18 protein-coding genes are annotated in these 21,132 nt (G+C 57.4%); 14 read left to right on the top strand and 4 right to left on the bottom strand.

Annotated features, from left to right (window positions below; all coding sequences use genetic code 11):
• The first annotated feature begins 96 nt into the window (after nucleotides 1–96).
• Together MELB17_RS03385 and MELB17_RS03380 are read left to right on the top strand one after the other, a co-directional pair.
• Nucleotides 97–1,860, top strand: coding sequence for an autotransporter assembly complex protein TamA (locus MELB17_RS03385; RefSeq protein WP_007348734.1), 1,764 nt, complete (start codon nucleotides 97–99; stop codon nucleotides 1,858–1,860).
• The gene (locus MELB17_RS03380; RefSeq protein WP_007348733.1) at nucleotides 1,857–5,660 is read left to right on the top strand and encodes a translocation/assembly module TamB domain-containing protein; all 3,804 of its coding nucleotides are present in this window, start codon (nucleotides 1,857–1,859) and stop codon (nucleotides 5,658–5,660) included. Before MELB17_RS03385 ends, MELB17_RS03380 begins: the two co-directional genes overlap by 4 nt.
• Before the next feature lie 29 nt (nucleotides 5,661–5,689).
• Here the strand turns inward: MELB17_RS03380 and MELB17_RS03375 are convergent, their stop codons facing one another.
• On the bottom strand, nucleotides 5,690–6,421 hold the full coding sequence (locus MELB17_RS03375; protein WP_007348732.1) for a gamma-glutamyl-gamma-aminobutyrate hydrolase family protein: 732 nt from the start codon (nucleotides 6,419–6,421) through the stop codon (nucleotides 5,690–5,692).
• The gene (locus tag MELB17_RS03370) at nucleotides 6,414–7,415 is read right to left on the bottom strand and encodes an amidoligase family protein (RefSeq protein WP_007348731.1); all 1,002 of its coding nucleotides are present in this window, start codon (nucleotides 7,413–7,415) and stop codon (nucleotides 6,414–6,416) included. The genes MELB17_RS03375 and MELB17_RS03370 overlap by 8 nt, the downstream gene beginning before the upstream one ends.
• Before the next feature lie 202 nt (nucleotides 7,416–7,617).
• Here MELB17_RS03370 and lexA point away from each other — a divergent pair, with 202 nt between their 5' ends.
• Complete coding sequence (gene lexA, locus MELB17_RS03365; protein WP_007348730.1) at nucleotides 7,618–8,226, top strand: transcriptional repressor LexA; 609 nt, start codon at nucleotides 7,618–7,620, stop codon at nucleotides 8,224–8,226.
• A 42-nt stretch (nucleotides 8,227–8,268) separates the two neighbouring features.
• Nucleotides 8,269–8,733, top strand: coding sequence for a cell division inhibitor SulA (locus MELB17_RS03360; RefSeq protein ID WP_007348729.1), 465 nt, complete (start codon nucleotides 8,269–8,271; stop codon nucleotides 8,731–8,733).
• 42 nt (nucleotides 8,734–8,775) lie between these two features.
• Here MELB17_RS03360 and MELB17_RS03355 read toward each other — a convergent pair whose 3' ends face one another.
• Nucleotides 8,776–9,048: a hypothetical protein gene (locus MELB17_RS03355; RefSeq protein ID WP_007348728.1), complete on the bottom strand. Its 273-nt coding sequence runs from the start codon at nucleotides 9,046–9,048 to the stop codon at nucleotides 8,776–8,778.
• 48 nt (nucleotides 9,049–9,096) lie between these two features.
• Entirely contained in the window at nucleotides 9,097–9,573 is a 477-nt protein-coding gene (locus tag MELB17_RS03350) for a DUF6586 family protein (protein WP_007348727.1), read from the bottom strand.
• A 378-nt stretch (nucleotides 9,574–9,951) separates the two neighbouring features.
• Here MELB17_RS03350 and MELB17_RS03345 point away from each other — a divergent pair, with 378 nt between their 5' ends.
• The 10 genes from MELB17_RS03345 to fliJ all read left to right on the top strand — a co-directional run bounded on the left by MELB17_RS03345 (nucleotide 9,952) and on the right by fliJ (nucleotide 21,067).
• Entirely contained in the window at nucleotides 9,952–10,278 is a 327-nt protein-coding gene (locus MELB17_RS03345; protein ID WP_007348726.1) for a hypothetical protein, read from the top strand.
• 146 nt (nucleotides 10,279–10,424) lie between these two features.
• Nucleotides 10,425–11,876 carry a sigma-54 dependent transcriptional regulator gene (locus MELB17_RS03340; protein WP_007348725.1) on the top strand — a complete coding sequence of 484 codons (1,452 nt, stop codon included), beginning with the start codon at nucleotides 10,425–10,427 and terminating at the stop codon, nucleotides 11,874–11,876.
• Between the two features lie 267 nt (nucleotides 11,877–12,143).
• Nucleotides 12,144–13,376: a sensor histidine kinase gene (locus tag MELB17_RS03335; RefSeq protein ID WP_007348724.1), complete on the top strand. Its 1,233-nt coding sequence runs from the start codon at nucleotides 12,144–12,146 to the stop codon at nucleotides 13,374–13,376.
• A gap of 68 nt (nucleotides 13,377–13,444) precedes the next feature.
• On the top strand, nucleotides 13,445–14,935 hold the full coding sequence (locus MELB17_RS03330; protein WP_007348723.1) for a sigma-54-dependent transcriptional regulator: 1,491 nt from the start codon (nucleotides 13,445–13,447) through the stop codon (nucleotides 14,933–14,935).
• 308 nt (nucleotides 14,936–15,243) lie between these two features.
• The gene (fliE, locus tag MELB17_RS03325) at nucleotides 15,244–15,612 is read left to right on the top strand and encodes a flagellar hook-basal body complex protein FliE (RefSeq protein WP_007348722.1); all 369 of its coding nucleotides are present in this window, start codon (nucleotides 15,244–15,246) and stop codon (nucleotides 15,610–15,612) included.
• Nucleotides 15,613–15,682: 70 nt separating this feature from the next.
• Nucleotides 15,683–17,392 (top strand): flagellar basal-body MS-ring/collar protein FliF, encoded by a 1,710-nt coding sequence (fliF, locus tag MELB17_RS03320; protein ID WP_007348721.1) that lies wholly within the window; start codon nucleotides 15,683–15,685, stop codon nucleotides 17,390–17,392.
• Nucleotides 17,385–18,428, top strand: coding sequence for a flagellar motor switch protein FliG (gene fliG / locus MELB17_RS03315; protein WP_036183496.1), 1,044 nt, complete (start codon nucleotides 17,385–17,387; stop codon nucleotides 18,426–18,428). The genes fliF and fliG overlap by 8 nt, the downstream gene beginning before the upstream one ends.
• Nucleotides 18,428–19,204 carry a flagellar assembly protein FliH gene (locus MELB17_RS03310; RefSeq protein WP_007348719.1) on the top strand — a complete coding sequence of 259 codons (777 nt, stop codon included), beginning with the start codon at nucleotides 18,428–18,430 and terminating at the stop codon, nucleotides 19,202–19,204. The genes fliG and MELB17_RS03310 overlap by 1 nt, the downstream gene beginning before the upstream one ends.
• Nucleotides 19,185–20,624 (top strand): flagellar protein export ATPase FliI, encoded by a 1,440-nt coding sequence (gene fliI / locus MELB17_RS03305; protein ID WP_007348718.1) that lies wholly within the window; start codon nucleotides 19,185–19,187, stop codon nucleotides 20,622–20,624. Before MELB17_RS03310 ends, fliI begins: the two co-directional genes overlap by 20 nt.
• Nucleotides 20,624–21,067, top strand: coding sequence for a flagellar export protein FliJ (gene fliJ / locus MELB17_RS03300; protein WP_007348717.1), 444 nt, complete (start codon nucleotides 20,624–20,626; stop codon nucleotides 21,065–21,067). The genes fliI and fliJ overlap by 1 nt, the downstream gene beginning before the upstream one ends.
• Nucleotides 21,068–21,132: the final 65 nt, after the last annotated feature.

The raw sequence follows: 21,132 nt of genomic DNA, 5'->3' as shown, positions 1-21,132 counted from the left end.
TCAGCAGTGGGTAAGCTACACTGCGGCATCTTATAAAAAATTTCAGGCGCGCCAGATTGCATAGACTCCTGGCGGCTTAGGAACAGAATTCACTCCATGGCATCAAAAAAAATTCTGGCCAGCCTGCGGCGCACCGTGCTTGTAATGCTCGCACTGGTTGGCGTGTCAATGCCAGCTCTGGGCCAGCAGGTGAAAGTACAGGTGCAGGGCAATTATCCGCAATTGCAGGATAACGCCGAAGCGTTTATTGGCGATGTAGACGGGCGCAGCGCCAGTAATTTGCGGCGTTATGCCTCTACCGCGGTAAGTCAGGTCAGCGAAGCGCTGCAGGCACTGGGTTATTACAACCCAGAGATCAGCTGGAAGCTGGAGCCGGGCGATGCCGACGCTGACAATCAGCCACGCCTGCTTCTAACCGTTGTGCCCGGTGAACCGGTGCGGGTAAAAACACGGCAAGTCGATATTGGCGGGCCGGGGGCAAAAGACTCCCGATTTAGTGGCAACCTGCCGGCCAAGCCGGCGTTGGGCGACATACTCAATCATGGCGATTACGACGCCCTGCGCAATACTTTGCCTACCCGCGCTCGCCGCCGCGGTTATTTTGACGGCAAACTGACCACCCGTGCACTGACCGTAAACCCGCAAACCCTCGAAGCTGACATTGCTCTAGCGTATGACAGCGGTGAGCGCTATCGCCTGGGCGAGGTTGCCTTTGCCGAAGGCCATTGGTTTGAGTTAGAACTTCTGGACAAGTTTGTCAGTTTTGAGCCGGGCACCCCCTATCACGCCGATCAAATTGCCAAGCTAAGCAGCGACCTGTCCGCAAGCGGTTATTTTGCCGGGGTTAATATTGACGCCGTTCCAAAAAGTGCGGAAGACGGCGTCATTCCGGTGCAGGTTGAGCTCACCCGTCGCGAACGCCGCTCGTTGTCTGCCGGCGTGGGGTTTTCGACCGACGTAGGGCCGCGTTTTCGCGGTAACTGGCGCGAGCATTGGGTAAACCCGCAGGGCCACAGCCGCAGTGCCGACACCGAGCTCGCGCAGCTTCGGCAGAGCGTCAGCGCCTGGTATGAAATCCCGCTGGACCCGCCAATGGCCGACCGCCTGCGCTTCGGTGGCGGTTTGCAGCGTGAGGACATCGAAGACGTTGAATCGGAGCTGGCCACTGTGGGTCTGCAGTGGCAACACCGATTTGAAACCGACTGGCTCCAAATTTTGTCGCTGCGCTGGGAAGGCGAGAGATACACGATCGGTGACGACGACGAAACCGGCACCAGTAGCCTGCTGCTGCCCGGTGCCAGTTATTCCAGGTTGGTGCAAGACTCGGCGCTGGACCCGTCAAAGGGTTATAACCTGCGCATCGACGTCAGCGGTGCTCATCGGGCCTTGCTGTCTGCGGCCGACATTTTACACATCAAGGCCTCGGCCAAGGGCCTGACCACGCTGGCGTACAAGCACCGTTTTCTGGCGCGTTTCCAAATCGGCGGGCTAGGAACCAACAGCTTCACGGATGTGCCTCCGTCGTTACGGTTTTTTGCCGGTGGTGATCAGAGCGTGCGCGGCTACGGCTATGAAACCCTGTCGCCACTAAATGATAATGGTGCCACCGAAGGCGGGCGCTATCTGATTGCTGGCAGTGTTGAGTACCAGTACGAGTTTGTTAATAATTGGCGTTCTGCGCTGTTTGTGGACCACGGCAATGCCATTAATCAGTTGCTTGATCCACTGGCCACCGGAGTCGGCGTTGGTGTGCGCTGGATAAGTCCGGTAGGGCCGCTGCGGCTGGATATTGCCAAGGGCCTGAACCCGGAATTCGGCGGTGATTGGCGCATACACTTTTCCATGGGGCCGGAATTGTGAATACAGAACAGAATCAAAAACAGCAGCCGCAGCCGTCAGCCAAGTCCGCAGCCACGGAAAAACCGCGGCGCCAGCGCTGGTGGTTCTGGGTGCTTATTGTGACTGCCATCGTACTGCTGTTGCCGCTTTTGCTTTTGACTTTTGTGCTGCTGGCGCTGCGCTCGGAAACCGGCACGGCCTGGTTTATTGAGCAGACCCCGGGGCTGGAAGTGCAAGCCGGGCAGGGCTCGTTGTTGGGCCGCTGGCAGGCTACCTCTTTAAGCTGGCGTGGTTACGGCGTTGATTTGCAATTGCAGGCGCCGGATTTGCAGTGGTCGCCGCAGTGCTTACTGCAAAAGCGGCTGTGTGTGAACCATCTACGAGCGCAAACCATAGAGCTGAATCTGCAGCCGTCTGCCGACGAAGACGATAGCCCCAGATCGGACATTCTGCTGCCCGACATCGGTCTGCCGTTGGGTATTCGCGCAGACCAGATTCGCCTGGGCGAGTTTTTTGTTAACGGCAACAAAATCTGGGACACGGTAGAGCTGGTTGCCGGCGGTGCCGGTGAAAGCTGGCTGATAGACCGGGCGTTTTATCAGCGTGACGGCATTCAGCTAACCGCATCCGGGCGGGTTCAAACCCGCGGCGACTGGCCGGTTGCGCTGGACTTCAGTGCCGTACTGCCACCGCCCTCGGGGGATCACTGGACTATAGACCTGGCTTTGGCGGGCAGCGTGCGCGACCTGCGCGTTCGCGGCAGCAGTCAGGGTTACCTCGACGCAATTCTGGAAGGCAGCGTTGAACCACTGCGGGCAGACCTGCCCGCTAGCCTGAACATTCGTTCAGATACTTTTTTGGCAGCCCCCTCTTTACCACCAACGCTCACGCTGAACAGTCTGAACTTGGCGTTGCAGGGCTCTTTAGCCAACGGTTTCGAAACCAGCGTGCAGGCTACTTTGCCAGGAACCACTGGCCCGGTTGAGCTTAACCTTGCTGGAAAAGTGACCACCCAGGGCGCCGACAATATGGAGCTGACATTGGCTGCAGACAACGCCGGGCGCGACGGGACCTTGGCGCTGACCGGCAGCGCAGCCTGGCTGCCCGAGCTGGCCGCCGATGCCAATCTGACCATGAACGCCTTTCCCTGGCACACGTTGCTGCCGGATATGCAGGAACCTCCGGTCAACATTGATACCTTGAAGCTGCGGGCAAACTGGCAAGACCAACGCTATACCGCCACGCTGGCGGCTACTGCCGGCGGCCCTGCCGGAGATACCAGCCTGGAGTCGGAACTTGAGGGCGATCTGCAGCAACTGACTGTTTCCCGCTTACAGGTGCAAACCGGCGCCGGCACATTGATGGGTAATGCCAACGTTGGTCTGGCGCAGCCGCTATCGTGGCAGGCTACGCTGGAGATGCAGAAATTCAACCCGGGTTATTGGGTGCCGCAATTGCAGGCCAGTCTGGATGGCAGCATCCGTTCCAGTGGCCAGTGGCCAGAATCGGCGAGCATGCCAGAGATGTCCGCAGACGTAGATCTGGCCGGCCTGTGGCGTGGGCAAACCACCCGTATAAAGATTAAAGCCAGTGCCGCAGACGGGCTTTGGCAGGTGCCTCAATTAAATGCGGCTATTGGCGACAACACCTTGGCTGGCAAAGGGCAGTGGGGCCAGCAGTTACAAGCCGAGCTGGACCTGAATTTGCCTGAGCCAGAAGCGATTCTGGAAAGTCTGCGCGGGCAGGCCAGCGCCCGTTTAACAGTAAAAGGCACGTTGCAGCAGCCCCAGGCGGATATCCGTATTTCAGCAACGGCTTTGGCCTGGGCAGATCAGCTGCAACTTGCGGGCGTGGAATTTAGCGCCAACCTTGATGCGGCGGGGGCAATCCGCAGCCGGCTTCAAGCCCGAGGTATTGAAACCGGTGGCCAGACCGTTGAGCAGCTGGACGCAACGCTGGATGGCACGCGCCAGAAACATAAGCTGGTTCTGGACATGATTCACCGCGAGGTTGAAGTTCGCTTGGCGCTGGCTGGTGCGGCGGGTGAGCAGTGGCAGCAATGGCAAGGCGAGCTCAGGCGCGGTGAGGTGCTGGTAACCGGGCAGGACCAACGCTGGCAGCTGCGCCAGCCCGCAGCCCTGTTTTTCAAGGCCGCGACAGGAAGCACCGAGCCGCAACTGACTTTTGCCGAACATTGCTGGCAGTGGCAGCAAAGCGCTTTGTGCGCCGGCGACCAGACGCTGTTGCCGGTGGCAGATGTTGAATACCGCATCATTAACTTGCCGTCGAAGGCGCTGGCGCCATTGTTGCCGGAAAATCTGCGCTGGCACGCCAATATCAATGGCCGCATCGATTTTTCCATGGGCGTTGGAGGACCCAGCGGCACGATAGAGCTGGATGCGGGCGCGGGTGACTTCGAAATTCTGCTGGATGGCGACTGGGAAACCTTGCGCCACAGCGCATTGTCTACCCGCTTGACGTTGCAGCCGTCTGAGGCGCAATTAGTGTTGGCGTTGGCCGGGCCAAAACTGGGATCACTAAAGGCAGACCTGAGTATCGATCCGGCTGCGTCCGAACGCACCCTTAGCGGCGACTTCCAGCTCAGCGGCATGGACATTGCGCTGTTGGGCATTTTCACCGGTCTGGAAGAGGTAGCCGGCCAGATTAACGGCCGGGGTAAGCTGTCTGGCCCGCTAATGCGGCCCGCGGTGAATGGCGAATTAACCCTGTCTGACGGCCGGGTGATCGACCCGCGTTTGCCCCTGGCCATGGAGCAAATCAACGTCACCGTTGAAATGCTAGGCTACAACGCCAACCTTAATGGTGTGATTCGAGCCAATGAACGCAGCGAGCTGGTGCTTCAGGGCGAGCTTGACTGGCAAAGCGACCTGCCCAGCGGCAGCGTGTCTTTGCGCGGCGAACGCCTGCCCATCAACATTGAGCCTTACGCCGAGCTGGAAGTCGCGCCGGACTTGACCATCGCCTTTTCCGGTGGGGAATTGTTGGTTAACGGCCGTATTAATGTGCCCCGTGGCGCTATAGAAATCCGCGGGCTGCCGCTGCGGGCGGTATCTGTGTCTGATGACGAAGTGATTGTGGGGGTTGAAAAACCCGAGCCGGTGATTCGCTCGTTAACGATGGACGTGGTGGTGAACGTAGGCAGCCCCGATGACAAGGTCACGTTTGCGGCGTTCGGCGCTACCGGCGACCTTAGCGGAACCCTGCGGATTGGCAACAATATGGATACCCGCGGCACTTTGCGGCTCAACAAAGGCCGCTTTGAGGCTTATGGCCAGGATTTGACCCTGCGTAAAGCCCGGTTGCTGTTTGTAGGCAACCTGAGCCAGCCTTATCTGGAACTGGAAGCTGTGCGCACGGTCGGGTCGGTCGTCGCAGGGCTGCGGTTGAAGGGGCCGGTGCAGTCGCCGGAGACCGAAGTGTTTTCCAGCCCGGAGATGCCGCAAACCGATGCGCTGTCGTACCTGATTCTGGGCCGTGCCCCGCAAAGCCAGCAAGACGACGGTCAAATGAGTCGCGCAGCGCTGTCATTGGGTCTGAACCAAGCCAACAAGATAACGGGCGCGTTGGGCGCAGAGTTTGGCATTCGTGATTTAACCCTTGAAGCCGAGGGCAGCGGCGACCAGACCGCGGTGGTGGCCAGCGGTTATCTGACCGACGAACTCAGCATCCGTTACGGCGTGGGCATTTTTGAGCCGGTGACCACGGTGGCGTTGCGGTACGATTTAGGGCGCTATTTCTATCTCGAGGCCGCCAGTGGTCTGGCGGCCTCGCTGGACATTTTTTATACCCGGGATTTTTAAAGCACGGTTAAAAAACGGTTAACGCACGGCTAAGGCTCGGCGTTCAGTCTGGCCATTTTCAGGCGACAGGCTTCGTCTACAAAATGGCGGAGTATATGGCGGTGGCCGCTGTGGTAAAGCAGATACTCTGGGTGCCATTGCACCCCCATTAGCCACTGGCCACGGGTATTTTCGATGGCCTGCACGAACAGATCGTTATCCACAGCCACTACGCGCAGGTCTTGCCCCAGTCTTTTAATGGTTTGGCTGTGAATACGATTTGCACCGATAACCGGCGCCCGCATGATCTGGCTCAGGCGAGTGTGATCCACCACCTTAACGGTTTGCAGGGGCAATAGCAGCGGGCGATGGCGTGTGTTCTGCCGCAGTGGAGTCACGTTTTGGCACAGGGAGCCGCCGCGATGCACATTAATCAACTGTGCGCCGCGGCATATTCCCAGCACCGGCAGGTCCAGGGTTTCCGCTTCTGTCAGCAGGCGCTGATCGGTTTCATCACGGCGTTTATCGTAATCTGCCGTTACCATGGGGTACTGGCCATAGAGCGTCGGTTGCACGTGAGTGCCGCCGGAAAGCACTAGGCCGTCCAGTAGGCTCACGTTCACCCTGGCACCGGGGCGTATGTAATGGGTGCGCGCGCCTTGCATGTGCAGCGCCAGCATAATCAACCGCTGGGCCAGTCCGCGTCGGCGCGGGCCACTGATGCCGATGGTCAGCCCGGGCGGGGACTCTTTTTCCATCCGTTCAGATATCGATTCAGACATAGCCTTTGTGTTCAAGCCAGTGGTGAATGGTCTCCGGTTTGCTGTGGGTCAGATTGTGCAGGCTGATAGTGCCGGAATCGCGAAACTGAGCCCGAAGTTGCGCCAGGTCTTCGCTGTTGTTGGCAATGTCGTCCAGTATTACCCAGTCATTCCATACCGAAGAAAAATTCCACTGCGGGTTGTCGATGTCGCAATCCGGTAGCCGATAATGCAGGGTGGGCCGTTTTTTGATGCGCGGGTCTTTTACGTACCGCGCCAGCAACGGTGCATTCAGATGGGCAAACAGCGGCAACAGATCCAGTGCCCGGTTTCGGGTGGGGTTGTGCTGCAGGTAGTCTTCCATCAACTGTTCCAACGATGGCGCGTAGTCATCTTTCATCAGCAGTTCTGTGTAGCGAGTCGCCCAGGGCTCTATGTAGGGTGTAAAACGCCGGCTGATATCCAGTTGATGGCGCTTTTTCAGCCACTCGTACAAGCCTGCAAACGCCTGTAAATAGCGCGTAATGGTGGGCGCCTGTAAATCTGGCAGTTCCGGGTTCAGTTGCAGTCCGAAGGCATAATAAATGGACTCGCGGCTGCCCAGAACGCCAAGTTTCCGCAGTTCTTTGACCAGCCGCTCAACCTCTTCCACCTGGGAAAAACCGATGGGCGGCCCGACAATTTCCAGCGGCACAATACGCTCGGCTGCGGCGTCGATTACGTCCATAGCCTGCCCGCCAATCTCGCGCAGGCTTTCCGGCACGTCGGCCCCGGTCAGGTCCAGATCTTTAATGGAATCAGAATCCAGCTCGATCACGAACTCGCCCAGTGGCGTGTCTACTGCGGTTACGTAGCGCGACCGCGGTTGCGGCGCGCCGTTCAGCAGATTGGCGACTTCGTGCACCAGCGCTTCATAGCTTAAACCCGAAAGCTCGATTTCTACACCAACCCGGCGCTCTGCTCCGCCGGCAGTGTGGGTTACAGAGGGAATTCTGCAGACGTTCTTTTGCGTCATTATTACACCTTTCAATCAGTCTTCAGCGCTGCAAGCGCGGCCTGTAACGACAGAATTACCATAGCATATTAGGTGCCTGACTCTGGTAACCGAGCAAGTGGGGAAAATGCCATAAACAGGGTTTACACTGGATAAAACACTGTATATAGTCAAACCACTGTATAAACAAACAGGGTATTTTATGACGCAGCGGATCCCAAATATGAAACTCACTGCCAGGCAGTCCCAAGTGCTGGATATCGTCCGCCGCTACCTGGATGAAACCGGGTATCCGCCCACCCGCGCCGAAATTGCAGCTGAGCTGGGTTTCCGCTCCGCCAATGCGGCAGAAGAGCATTTGCGGGCTTTGGCACGCAAAGGCGCTATTGAAATGGTGCCCGGCGCCAGCCGCGGTATTCGCCTGCCAGAAAGCGAGCAGGACCTGGGTTTGCCGGTGATTGGCCAAGTGGCAGCCGGTAGCCCGATTCTGGCTCAGGAGCACGTGGAAGACCACTGCACTTTAAAGCCTGGCTTTTTTTCGCCGGCGGCGGATTACCTGCTGCGAGTGCGTGGTATGAGCATGAAGAATATCGGGATTCTAGACGGTGACTTGCTGGCAGTACACAGCACTCAGGACGTTCACAACGGCCAGATTGTGGTGGCCAGGGTAGGTGATGAAGTGACCGTGAAGCGCTTTCGTAAAGAAGGTAACAAAGTGTATCTGGTGGCGGAAAACGACGACTTCGCGCCGATTGAAGTAGATCTGACCGAGCAGGATCTGTTCATTGAAGGGTTGGGCGTTGGCGTTATCCGCCGCTCAGACCTGCACTGATCCGTAGCGACAGTAAACCGACACAAAGAAGGGCGGGGAATCATGGAACAACTGAGCTTTAACGGCAATCTTGCATATCAGCAACAGATCGCAGCGCGAGTGGCAGAGCAGGCGCCGCCTGTGCGAGTTCAGCCCCGGCCAGCCCCGGTGTCTGCTGGTAACGTCACCGAAATCATCTTGCCCCAGGGCCAAGTGGAAAATTTTCAGCTGTTACTGCCAATGCTGACCCAGCTGAACCAGGAAAAGCGCTGGTTGGCATGGATTGACCCACCTCAAGAGCTGGTCAGCAAATGGCAAAAAATGCACGGCATTATTGCGGGTGAGCTGCTGGTTTTGCGTTCCAGCGCCGAGCATCCAGCGCTCAAGTTGGCGGAGCGGGCCCTCAGCGTGGGCACATGCCATGCGGTGGTGCTGTGGACCGAAAAGCTGAACAAAGCGTGTTTCGAGGCACTCCAGGCGGCATCCGCCGCGGGCAATAGCCATGGCGTCGTTTTGCGTCAACGTTAGTAAAGAGTGGTGCGCCAACGTTAATAGAGTTTTACGTTAGCGTTAGTGCAGCGTCGGACTGTGGGGCGCATCAAACCACTCAACGTCGCTGCCGCTGTCAGTGCTATCCCAGTCCAGGTCCTGGGCGCTATCGCCCGCTGCGTCAATGCCTGCCGCAATCATGGCTTTGGCCACTTGCATCTGGCGGTCGTCCATCATGTCTTTGGCTTCTTCGGAAAAACTGATACGCACCAATGGCGCGCCGTCGTCGTCAACGCGGCGCAAAGCGTAGTCGCCATTGCTGAGTTGAATAATTTCAAAAAACGATGGTGACATGATCCGAACCTTTATGTTCGCCAATGGGAAAGTGTACGCGGGGATGTTTTACCATTCGCTGTGTCTTGCTTCCACATCGGCTGAAAATTGCTTTATTGCGCTTAGGCTGGCTTGAACCGATGCCAGCGAACGGTCTGCGCCAACGGCCGCAGTGATGGCAATAATGTTGTCGTTGCTGACGGTTTTTTTTGCCGCAGGTGGCCGGTTCTGCGCGTCTCCAAGTTGCTCCAGATGGTTCCACCAACTGTCAGCGCTGGCTTGCAATGCCAGCAGTTGCTGAGCTTCCGGCGCATCGGCTCCGATCAGCTTGCCCAGTTGGTCAATGCTTTGGGGTTGCCCTTTGCGTTGCTGATAGCACACTGCCAGGGTATACAGCAGCAGCGTTCGCGATCGCAGCATGAGTTCAATGGCACCTTGTTTGCAAGCTTCCTGCTGTAAGGGCTGATTGCTGTTAACCGCAAGTCGTAACAATGTCTGCGCCAGTGCCAGTTTACCGGCAAGATGGGAATGCCACGCTGCTGCCATATACCCTCGCGACTGCTGTTGCTGCTGTTAATGTTAGCGTAATGGACGCTGTGAAATTCACGGGCACCGGAATTCTCTAAAGCCGGAAATAAGCAGCATACTATAACAGTTTCAAAGCCGCGGTGCCCGCTGTCTACTTCAGTTTTGAGAAGTTTGCCCGAACAGTCAAAAGCCGCCAAAAAAAGCGTAGCTGTGTCTTAAAACCTCCGTTCAAATCAAACAACAAATACCTGAGATGTTTGCCTGGGTTAGGTCATGGCGACTCGCCGCGGCTGTTGTACGTCGTGCTGTTGTGCGTTGCTAAGGTGTAATATGGTTAAATGTAAGCACACTGGGTTTCGCACCCGGTTGCAGATCACTGCACAGGAGCAATGAACAATGGCCGCAGACCATCCTGCAATGGCACACCTGGACCAGCTTCTTGAGCACATGCAGCAGGCTCTGAAAGACCAGGACTGGGAGTTGATTAGCCGTCTGAACCCAGTGATAAAGCCCGCTATCGAACCGCTGCTTGAAGCGTTAGAACAAGGGCAACTGCCAGCTGAAACCGTGCGCAGTCAATTACAGAGGGTACAAGAGTTTGTCGACGCCGCTGACGGCTCTGCCCGCCAGGCCAAGGCCGCAGCACAGCTCGAATTGAAAGAAGTCAACCGTAATAGCAGCGCAGCTAAAGCCTACCATAAAGTGTCCTCGTCTCGGCCCTGAGCCAGACGGGGCAGTAGCCAGATTGCGGGCAGCGCCAGATCGCTGGCGCGTGTAAGCAAGATTTTGTAGGGCTCGGCGTCATAAAATTGACTCCGAGGCGGTTAAGGTCTTAAATGTCGCACAAAACCTACAAGAGATGGCCTGGAATGTTGAAATCCAACACAGTGCTGGTGTTCAGTGAAGCTGCTGACCGCTGCCGCGATATTACGACCATTCTCGAGTTTCTCGGCGAAGAGAGCTGGTTGGCTGGCAGCAAGGCACGCGATGTGTTGTCAGGCGCCGACGAGGCAGACGCACAGGCGGTCTCTGTGGTCATCGTGCAAGGCGACGATGCCAGCGCCGAAGCCACGATCAGGGCTTTGTGCAAATGGTCTCCCAGCATCCCCGTGCTGTGTATTGGCGACTCTGATTTTTCCGGTCTGAATGACGAACAGCGTGGGCGAATTATTGCGCGCCTGGAGTGGCCATTGGGTTACACCAAATTTATTGATTCGCTATACCGTGCCCAGGTGTTCCAAGACCACTACAGCCGAGCCCGCAAGCGCGGCCAGATGCGCGGCGTTCAGTTGTTCCGCTCACTGGTGGGTACCAGCCGCAAGGTGCAGCAGGTACGCCAGTTGATGGAGCAGGTGGCAGACAAAGAAGTCAGTGTGTTGGTGACGGGCGAATCCGGTACCGGCAAAGAAGTGGTCGCACGTAATCTGCATTACCATTCCAGCCGCCGCGATAAACCCTTTGTGCCGGTAAACTGCGGCGCCATTCCTGCGGAACTGCTGGAGAGCGAGCTGTTTGGCCATGAAAAAGGCGCGTTCACCGGCGCGATAACCACTCGAGTGGGTCGTTTTGAGTTGGCCGAGGGCGGCACCCTGTTTCTGGACGAAATAGGCGACATGCCGTTGAATATGCAAGTGAAGATTTTGCGGGTCTTGCAAGAACGTACGTTCGAGCGGGTCGGGAGCAACCACACCAAATTTGCCAACGTGCGCATCATCGCCGCCACCCACAAACACTTGGAAGACATGATTCAAAGTGGGAGCTTCCGCGAAGATCTGTATTACCGGCTGAATGTGTTTCCCATTGAGATGCCGGCGCTGCGCGATCGGGTTGAGGACATTCCGCTGCTGATTAACGAACTGGTTGCGCGCATGGAAAAAGAAAAACGCGGATCGCTGCGCCTGAACTCCGCTGCCATTCTGAATTTGTGTCGTCACGACTGGCCCGGCAACGTGCGTGAGCTAGCCAACTTGGTAGAGCGGCTGGCAATCATGAACCCGTTTGGGGTGATTGGTGTGCAGGAACTGCCGAAAAAATTTCGCTACGTTGACGACCATGACGAAGATCACGTCGATTTTGATGAGCCTGACCTATCATCTCTCTCGTCTGGCTCGGTTGGGTTAGATTCACCTGCGTTATTGCCGGTTAATGGGCTCGATTTGAAAGACTATTTGGGTAACCTGGAGCGTGAATTGATCCAGCAGGCGCTTGACGAAGCCGGCGGAGTCGTGGCCCGGGCTGCGGAAAAATTACGTATTCGCCGCACCACCTTGGTGGAAAAAGTCCGCAAGTACGGTCTTCGTGAAGAGGCGGGCCAAGCCTGAGGGCGCGATGCCCCAGAGGTTCGATCAGCCGGCTGAAAACACCGGTGCAGCAATCTTAAAATGGCGTCAACGGTTTGTAACCGCTGGCGCTTTTGTCGTTTTAAAGTGACGGAAACCCGTCATCTGCCTTTTTCTAAAAATTCTTTCCTATTGAAAATCCTAAGAAATATTGAGTTGGCATGAAGCTAGCTTGGTAAATCATAACGAATCACCAGTGAGCGGTCTGCGCAGCGCCAATATCGATCACCTTGGGTAAGGGAAAGGGTTATGAATCACGCACAATTTGCAATCGGGCAGACCAATGCACCGGCTAACGCCGCCGCCGATGTGAATGGCAAAGTAACGGCGCTATTCCCGCAGCAAAGTGATGACGCGGTAGACTCCGCTTTGGACATGTTCAACCGTATGTCGCGCCAGATCACCGATTCTTACCGCACTCTGGAGTCTCGTGTTAACCAGCTTTCCGGCGAATTATCGGAAGAGAGTCTGCAGCGCCAGCAAGAGCTGGAGAAAAAAGAACAGTTGGCAGACCAACTCACCACGCTGTTGAAGGCCTTGCCAGCCGGCGTGGTGGTGCTGGACAGCCAGGGTGTGGTTACTCAAACCAACCCTGCGGCCATCGGCCTTTTGGGTGAGCCGCTGGATGGCGAGCACTGGATTGGTGTGATTCAGCGCTGCTTTGCGCCACGCCAGGACGACGGTCACGAAATTTCACTGAAAGACGGTCGTCGGGTCAGTATTGAAATTCGCACCATGGAAAATCAGCCCGGTCAGTTAATTTTGCTGACGGATATGACCGAAACCCGACAGCTGCAGTCACAGCTGGCCCATGCCCAGCGCTTATCCGCGATGGGCAAGATGGTCGCTTCATTGGCCCATCAGATTCGCACGCCCCTGTCGGCGGCAATTCTGTACGGCGGTCACCTGACCGAAGCCGATCTGGATGAAGAAATGCGCCAGCGCTGTGCCAACCGACTCATGTCGCGCCTGTCGCATTTGGAACAGCAGGTGCGCGACATGCTTATTTTTGCCCGCGGTGAAACCCGTTTGGCGGAAGAACTGTCGGTAACCACTCTGGCGGTTGCACTGAAGTCTGCAGTAGACGCCATTGCTGAACGCAGTGGAGCTCAGCTAATTCTGGACACACGGGGGGCTGAGGGCCACCTGTTGTGTAACCGTGACGCTCTGGTTGGTGCCTGTACCAATTTGGTCAACAACAGCATCGAAGCAGGGGCAACCAGCGTGCGCCTGAACCTTCGCGGTTGTGATCATGAGTTGGCCATCGAGGTAAGCGATAACGGCCCGGGGTTTGACCCGGCTATGGCTCCGCGATTGCAAGAAGCTTTCTACACCACAAAATCCCACGGCACCGGCCTTGGCCTGGCGGTCGTACAAGCGGTAGTGAGCGCACATCAAGGCCGCTTTGCGATGATCTCAAACGGCCAAGGCGGGGCTCAGGCCACGATTTACCTGCCATTGTTGAATCGCACGAATCAATAGCAGCACTTGATTAAATCTGGCGAGCCGCACCGGCACGCACTATCGAATACGCAGTGGAGAACAGCACCATGACCAAGCCCCGGATTCTGATTGTTGAGGACGACCGTGACCTGCGCGAAGCCTTGGTGACAACCCTGGAGCTGGCCAAATTTCGCGTTCATGAGGCGGCAGACGGCCACGAAGCTCTGCGGCAGCTGTCCCAGGTGCCAGTCGACATGGTGGTTAGCGACGTTAATATGCCGGGGCTGTCTGGCCACGAATTGCTGGTTGAAGTACAGCGCCTGTACCCGGGGCTGCCGATGATGCTGATGACGGCCTACGGCCAGATTAGCCATGCGGTGTCGGCTATGCAGGCCGGTGCCATTGATTACCTGGTAAAGCCGTTTGAAGGCCATACCCTGGTCGACGCGGTTAGCAAAATTACCGGCGGCAAGCGCCAGGCCGACAGCGATCAGCCGGTGGCAGAAGACCCGGTCAGCAAACGCATGTTCCAGCTGGCAATCAAGGTAGCCAACAGCGACTCAACGGTCATGATCTCAGGTGAAAGCGGCACCGGCAAGGAGGTGCTTGCGCGCTATATTCACCAGCATTCCCCCCGCGCCACCAAGCCGTTTATTGCCATCAACTGCGCAGCCATTCCCGAAAACATGCTTGAAGCCATGCTCTTTGGCCATGAAAAAGGCGCCTTTACCGGTGCCATCGCGTCATCACCAGGCAAGTTCGAACAAGCCAACGGCGGAACGATCTTGCTGGATGAAGTGTCGGAAATGGACCCAGGCTTGCAATCCAAATTGCTGCGAGTGCTGCAGGAGCGGGAAGTGGAGCGGGTAGGTGGGCGAAAAACCATTGCTCTGGATGTGCGGGTGATTGCCACCACCAACCGGGATCTGGCCGAACACGTGCGCGAAAGCCGTTTTCGTGAAGACCTGTACTACCGACTGACGGTGTTTCCCATGCATTGGCAACCGCTGCGTGAGCGGCCGCTGGACATTCTTCCCCTGGCTAATGCGGTGTTGAAAAATCACAGCCGCAAACTGAAACTCAATGGCGTCAGGTTTGCGGCTGACGCCCGCGAGGCAATGCTGGCTCACCCATGGCCGGGCAATGTACGCGAATTGGATAACGCCATACAAAGAGCGCTAGTGTTGCACCAGAGCAATGTGATTCACGTTGACGACCTGTGCCTGGACTTAGGCATCAGCGCGCGCGCTGCAGCACCCGTTGCCCCAATAGCGCCCATGGTATCAGCGGCCGCAAAAGTAGATGTGGAATCAACTACCGCTGATTCGCACGCAGCTCATCTGGTTTCGCAGCCGGCAGTGCCCGACTCAGTTGACACAGCGGGAGCTATGGCAAACCAGCAAGGTTCCCTAGGGACACTTGAAGGCGATCTGCGCCAGCAGGAATTCCGACTTATTATTCAGACTCTGCGCCAGGAGCGTGGTCGCCGTAACCGCGCCGCCGAGCAGTTGGGCATCAGCCCCCGCACCTTGCGCTACAAGCTGGCGCAGATCCGAGAGGCCGGTATTGATCTGGACGCGGAAATGGCTTTGGCCTGATTTAAGGGCCGCCGGTTTCCCTAACCGCTTTTTTACGCAGCACTTCTTTTTATTCAGTACTATTTTTTACGCAGCACTCCTTCCTGGCTCCCTTTTGGGTGCCTTTTTTGTTCGGCCGCAGGCTCCCCGATTCCTGTCAAAACTTCGACGCTTATCCGTTCCAACCTTTTGAAGTCGAGGTTTTTGGGCGTTAATGAAAAGGTATCCTACTGATTAAAAACACTTTTAAAAAGTTGGTCTGAGCTTTGCTCAATCTTCGGTAACGAGATAGATAACCCAACTCCATCTGGGTAGCCCGGGAGAAAGTTATGGTTCAGCGCGCCGATATCAACAGTGTTCTTGCCGACATCCGCAACCTGCGTTCGCAAATGACGCAGAACCAGCAGGTAGAGCAGAATCAATCTGTGCGCGGCCGTATTGATGGCCCGCGCGAAGTAGGCGAAACCAACGGAACGGCAAGTTTTAGCTCTATGCTGGGGCAGGCTGTTGGCAATGTGGCGGATGCGCAGAAAACCGCGGGTGATCTGCGCACAGCCTACGACATGGGCGAGCCCAACGTGGATATTACCCGGGTAATGATTGCCGCGCAGAAATCATCGGTGTCGTTTGAGGCGCTGACCCAGGTCCGTAACCGGGTCGTCAAAGCTTACGAAGACATCATGAACATGCCGGTATAACCAGCGCGTTTCAGAGCGTGTCAGGATTTTGTTAGTCCATCGAATCAAGGTTTAACCGGAGAGCAGCATCATGGCCAGCGTGCCTGCACAGACCACACAATCGAATTTGCCGGCGGCCTCCGCAGCAGACAGCAGCGGCGAAGGCCGCAGTCGCGCCTTCATGGGCTTCAATAGACTGGACTTGCTGCGTCAGATTGGCCTGATGGTGGGCCTGGCAGCCAGCGTTGCTCTGGGTGTGGCGGTGGTGCTTTGGGCCCAGGAACCCAACTACCAGCCGGTATTGGGTGACTTGTCATCGTACAACCCGCAGGACGTTACCAGCATTCTGGACAGCAGCGGAATCGACTATAAAATGGACCCGCGTACCGGTGCACTCCTGGTGGTGGCCGATCAGGTATATAACGCGCGCCTGCGACTTGCGGCTGAAGGCGTTACCGACCAAAAAACCCTGGGCTTTGAATTGCTGGATCAGGACCGTGGCCTGGGTACCTCCCAATATATGGAAACCATCAGCTATCGCCGCGGCCTGGAAGGCGAACTGGCGCGGACTATTGCCAGCATGCGCGGCGTGCGCAGCGCCCGAGTGCACCTTGCCATTCCTGAGCGTTCGGTGTTCATCCGCGATGCCCGCGAGCCGTCAGCCTCGGTGTTTCTGGAAGTGTTTGCCGGGCGCCGCCCGGAGCAGGAGTACATTGCTGCCATTGTTAATCTGGTGGCTGGCAGCGTGCCGATGATGACCCAGTCCGGTGTGACCGTGGTTGATCAGAATGGCAATCTGCTGACCGGCGCCGACGCTGAAACCGACACTGATCGCATGTCCGACCAGTACGACTACACCGACAGGGTGGAAGAGCGCCTGAGCCGCCGGGTGTCGTCGCTGATTTCGCCAATTGTAGGGGAAGGCCGCTATCGCACCGAGGTGTCCGCAGATCTTGATTTCTCTTCGGTGGAACGAGCCGAAGAGTTGTTCAACCCGGAACAGCAGGCGGTTCGCAGCGAACGCCAGTTAACCGAAAGGCGCAGCGCTGGTGACGGCCCCATTGGCATTCCCGGAGCTCTGTCGAACCAGCCCCCCGCGAACGCGACTGTGCCGCAACAAGCCAATGCCGGCGCTAATGCTGACGGTGCCGAGCCTGCGCCGGCGCCAGTCGATGTGCGCAGCGAATCCACCCGCAATTACGAAATGGATCGCACTGTTAGCTACGTTCGCCAGGAACTGGGCCGGATCAAGCGCCTGACCGTCGCCTTGGCGGTGGATGATATAAAAGTGGTCAATGCGGACACCGGCGCGGTTACTTACGAGCCCTGGCCGGAGCAGGAACTGCAGCGCCTGAGCATGCTGGTGCGCGACGCAGTGGGCTATTCGGCGGCCCGCGGTGACAGCGTCACAGTGATGAATACCGCGTTTGCCCCGGAACAGGTGCTGGAATATGACGCCCCCCGTTTTTGGCAGCAACCCTGGTTTTGGGACCTGATGAAACAGCTTCTGGCCGGCCTGGTGGTTCTGGTGCTGGTATTGGGCCTGTTGCGGCCCACCCTGAAAAATCTGGCGAGCGGCAATAGAGGCTTGGCCGGTAGCGGTAATGAAGGTTACGGCGATCTGGACGGCATCGAAGGCGGCGATTCTCTGCGCCGAGCCATGGCCAATCAGGACGACCTGCTTTTACCCGGCAGCACAGGGGGCTATGATAGGCAGCTCAATGCCCTGAAAGGGCTGATTGCCGAAGATCCGGCACGGGTTGCACAGGTAATGCGCCAATGGGTGAATGTTGATGACTGATGAGGTAAACCAGGGCGTCGGCAGCGCGCCGGCGAAACCCGCACGCAAAATCTCGCGGGTAGAGCAGGCGGCCATTCTGTTGATGTCGCTGGGCGAAGCCGACGCTGCGGAAGTGCTAAAGCACATGGGCCCGAAGGAAGTGCAGAAAGTTGGAATGGCGATGGCACAAATGCGCGATATCAGCAAAGACGACGTCAGTGGCGTACTCAACAACTTTATCGACGCCGTGGGCGGCCAGACCGGCCTGGGCGTGGGCAACGACGATTACATTCGTGCCATGCTGACCCAGGCTCTGGGTAACGACAAAGCCGCCAGCCTGATTGACCGTATTCTGATTGGTGGCAATACCACCGGGCTAGACACTCTGAAGTGGATGGAGCCCCGCGCGGTGGGCGATATCATCCGTTACGAACACCCGCAAATTCAGGCCATCGTTATCTCCTATCTTGACCCGGACCAGTCTGCCGAAATCCTGGCTGCTCTGGACCCGAAAGTGCGATTAGATGTAATGATGCGCGTTGCGACATTGGAAACCATACAGCCCCAGGCGTTACAGGAACTGAACGACATTCTGGAAAAACAGTTCTCTGGCAGCTCCTCGGCGCAAACCAGCCGGATTGGCGGCGTAAAGCGCGCCGCCGACATCATGAACTTTATGGACCGCAGCATTGAATCCAGTCTGCTGGAATCCATCAAGGAAACCGACCCGGATCTGGCAACCACCATTGAAGACTTGATGTTTGTATTCGACAATCTGAAGGACGTGGACGACCGTGGCATTCAGGCCTTGCTGCGTGAAGTGTCGTCTGAGGTGCTGGTGATTGCGCTCAAGGGCGCCGACGAAGAAGTCAAAGACAAAATTTTCAAGAATATGTCCAAGCGTGCCGCTGAACTCTTGCAGGACGATCTGGAAACCAAGGGCCCGGTTAAAGTGAGTGAAGTAGAAGGCGCACAAAAAGACATTATAAGCATCGCCCGCCGCATGGCCGAAGCCGGTGAAATCATCCTCGGTGGCGGCGGCGAAGAAATGATGTAATGGCCGACTCCCGCAACGACCGCAGCCGCATCCCGAAAGAACAGCTCACCGCTTACGAGCGTTGGGAGTTGCCCCTGCTTGACGCCCGTGGCAACGAAGTTCCCCGTGAAGAAGAGCGTGATATCAAACCGCTGACCGCCGCGGAGCTGCAGGATATTCACCAACAGGCGGAAGCGGAAGGCCGCGGGGCCGGGCTTGAAAAAGGCCATCAGGAAGGTTTTGCCAAAGGCCGTGAAGAAGGTTTTGCTCAAGGCGTGAAGGCTGGCACTGTTGAAGGCCGCGAGAAAGGCGAGCTCGCGGAACGCGAACACAGCAAGCGGCAGATGCAGGCGTTGGAAAAGCGCCTCGACTTAGTGATGGAATCACTGGTATTACCCATTCGCCAGCAGCAAAACGACCTGGAAGAGGCGTTGGTTCAGCTTGCGACTGCCGTGGCCAAAGCGGTTGTGCAGCGCGAGCTTTCCCAGGACTCCAGCCATATTTTGCAGGTGGTGCGCCAAGCTATGGCGGCACTGCCATCCACCACTGAAACCGTGCGCATCAGCGCCAATCCCCAGGATATTGAACCGCTGCAAGCGTCTTTGGCGCGGCTTGATGCGTCCACGAAATTGGTGGAAGATGCCGCTGTCAGCCCCGGCGGTTGCCGCGTGGAAACCCGCTACTCGCTGGTGGATTTCACCGTTGAAAAACGTTTTCAACAGGTGGTTTACGCCTTGGTAAACGATGCCAGCACAAACGAATCCCAGGAGCTCGGCGATGACAGCTCCGCTCTCTGATGCCCTACCTGACAGCTCACCTGGTAGCTTGTCTGGCAGCCTTGCCGAACGCCTGAACCGTCGTAGCCGCAACGTACAGGCACAACAAACGCCGGAACTGGCTGGCCGCCTGACCCGCATGGTTGGGCTTACGCTGGAATGCGTGGGCGTGCCTATGGTGGTGGGCGACCGCTGCGTGATCCAGAGTCAGGGCAGTAGCGTGGTCGAAGCCGAAGTGGTCGGTTTTGAAGATGAAAAAGTGTATTTGATGCCACTGACCGCCATTGAAGGCCTTCGCCCTGGCGCTTTGGTGGTGCCCTTGTCTTCCACTAGCCGGGTGCCGGTGGGCAATCAGTTGCTTGGGCGAGTAGTTGACGGCAGTGGCGAGCCGCTGGATGGAAAAGGCCCGCTGCACGCCGAAGCCCGCGTGTCGCTCAGCGGCGATATCATCAACCCGCTGAACCGAGCGCCGGTGCGCCAACCTATGGACGTGGGCATTCGTGCCATTAACGCGCTGCTTACCGTGGGGCAGGGCCAGCGCCTTGGCCTGTTCGCCGGCAGCGGCGTGGGCAAAAGTGTGCTACTGGGCATGATGACCCGATTTACCAACGCCGACGTCACCGTGGTCGGGTTGATTGGCGAGCGCGGCCGCGAAGTGAAAGAATTCATTGAAGACATTCTGGGTGAAGAAGGCCTGGCCCGTTCCGTGGTAGTGGCCTCACCCGCCGACGACTCACCTCTGATGCGCCTGCGCGCGGCTATGCTGACCACACGCATTGCCGAATTTTACCGTGATCAGGGCAAGCGTGTGCTGCTGCTGATGGATTCGTTGACACGCTATGCCCAGGCCCAGCGTGAAATTGCCCTGGCAGTGGGTGAACCCCCGGCCACCAAGGGCTACCCGCCATCGGTATTTGCCAAGTTGCCACAGTTGGTGGAACGCACCGGCAACGGTCGCCCCGGCGGCGGTTCCATTACTGCTTTTTACACGGTACTGACCGAAGGCGACGATCAGCAAGACCCGATTGCCGATGCCGCCCGGGCCATTCTGGACGGCCATATTGTTTTGTCGCGGCGGCTGGCGGAAGAAGGCCACTACCCGGCTATCGATGTTGAAGCGTCCATCAGCCGGGTTATGCCCCAGGTGACCGAGCCCGAGCACTTCGCCCGGGCGCAGCGCTTTAAACAGGTGTATTCACGCTACCAGCAGGCGCGGGATTTGATCAGCGTGGGCGCTTATGTCAAAGGCAGCGATCCGGAAACCGACTTTGCCATTGCGCACATTGCCAATATGCGGCAGTTCCTGAAGCAGGGGCTCAGTGAAAAAACCTCGCTGAACGACAGCGTTGAGCAACTGCTTGCGGTGGTGCCGGAGCGGCGTTCGCCCGAACGCATGCAGGTGGCTGCGCCAAACCCAACCGCCGCCGGGAGTAATCCATAATGCAGCGCTCGCAACGCCTTGGGGTGGTGCTGGCGGTGGAACAGCGCAAAGAGAAACAGGCGCTGGAACGCATGGGCGAGGCTCGCACCCTGATGGCTCAACGGGAGCAGCAAATTCAGGAGCTTCAGCGCTATCATCAGGAATATCGCCAGCAAATTCGTGACGGCCAGCAGGGCGTGATTGCGGTTAGCCGGTTGCAAGCCTGGCAGGCGTTTATGGGTCAGCTTGACCAGTTAATCGGGCAGCAGCAGGTTCAGCTTGAACAGGCAAATCAGGTGTTTGAAGTTCGTCGCAACGAATGGTTGAAAGCCTGGGAAAAACGCCGTGGCATGGAGAATTTCATCACAACCTGTCGCCAGCAGGAGCAACGTGAGCAAGATTCTCGCGAACAGAAGCAGGCTGACGAAGCCGCAGGCCGGGCGTTTCTGGGCCGACCCCGCTGACGCGCTCTGGCACCGATCTTGCTACACCTCTTTTAGCTTTGTTACTTACGCGGAATAACGGCCAT

Origin of the sequence: Marinobacter sp. ELB17, from assembly GCF_000169375.1 — a bacterium.
Lineage (GTDB): Bacteria > Pseudomonadota > Gammaproteobacteria > Pseudomonadales > Oleiphilaceae > Marinobacter.
The sequence above is the reverse complement of the archived record's forward strand: the minus strand, read 5'-3'. Positions and strand labels throughout refer to the sequence as shown.

What these genes read in the sequence shown, in the direction of transcription:
- MELB17_RS03340 (WP_007348725.1), top strand. Translation starts at nt 10,425, where the DNA reads ATGTTGAAATCCAACACAGTGCTGGTGTTCAGTGAAGCTGCTGACCGC.
- MELB17_RS03310 (WP_007348719.1), top strand. Translation starts at nt 18,428, where the DNA reads ATGGCCGACTCCCGCAACGACCGCAGCCGCATCCCGAAAGAACAGCTC.
- MELB17_RS03360 (WP_007348729.1), top strand. Translation starts at nt 8,269, where the DNA reads ATGGAACAACTGAGCTTTAACGGCAATCTTGCATATCAGCAACAGATC.
- fliI (WP_007348718.1), top strand. Translation starts at nt 19,185, where the DNA reads ATGACAGCTCCGCTCTCTGATGCCCTACCTGACAGCTCACCTGGTAGC.
- fliJ (WP_007348717.1), top strand. Translation starts at nt 20,624, where the DNA reads ATGCAGCGCTCGCAACGCCTTGGGGTGGTGCTGGCGGTGGAACAGCGC.
- MELB17_RS03335 (WP_007348724.1), top strand. Translation starts at nt 12,144, where the DNA reads ATGAATCACGCACAATTTGCAATCGGGCAGACCAATGCACCGGCTAAC.
- MELB17_RS03350 (WP_007348727.1), bottom strand. Translation starts at nt 9,573, where the DNA reads ATGGCAGCAGCGTGGCATTCCCATCTTGCCGGTAAACTGGCACTGGCG.
- fliG (WP_036183496.1), top strand. Translation starts at nt 17,385, where the DNA reads ATGACTGATGAGGTAAACCAGGGCGTCGGCAGCGCGCCGGCGAAACCC.
- MELB17_RS03385 (WP_007348734.1), top strand. Translation starts at nt 97, where the DNA reads ATGGCATCAAAAAAAATTCTGGCCAGCCTGCGGCGCACCGTGCTTGTA.
- MELB17_RS03330 (WP_007348723.1), top strand. Translation starts at nt 13,445, where the DNA reads ATGACCAAGCCCCGGATTCTGATTGTTGAGGACGACCGTGACCTGCGC.
- MELB17_RS03375 (WP_007348732.1), bottom strand. Translation starts at nt 6,421, where the DNA reads ATGTCTGAATCGATATCTGAACGGATGGAAAAAGAGTCCCCGCCCGGG.
- MELB17_RS03370 (WP_007348731.1), bottom strand. Translation starts at nt 7,415, where the DNA reads ATGACGCAAAAGAACGTCTGCAGAATTCCCTCTGTAACCCACACTGCC.
- lexA (WP_007348730.1), top strand. Translation starts at nt 7,618, where the DNA reads ATGAAACTCACTGCCAGGCAGTCCCAAGTGCTGGATATCGTCCGCCGC.
- MELB17_RS03345 (WP_007348726.1), top strand. Translation starts at nt 9,952, where the DNA reads ATGGCCGCAGACCATCCTGCAATGGCACACCTGGACCAGCTTCTTGAG.
- fliE (WP_007348722.1), top strand. Translation starts at nt 15,244, where the DNA reads ATGGTTCAGCGCGCCGATATCAACAGTGTTCTTGCCGACATCCGCAAC.
- fliF (WP_007348721.1), top strand. Translation starts at nt 15,683, where the DNA reads ATGGCCAGCGTGCCTGCACAGACCACACAATCGAATTTGCCGGCGGCC.
- MELB17_RS03355 (WP_007348728.1), bottom strand. Translation starts at nt 9,048, where the DNA reads ATGTCACCATCGTTTTTTGAAATTATTCAACTCAGCAATGGCGACTAC.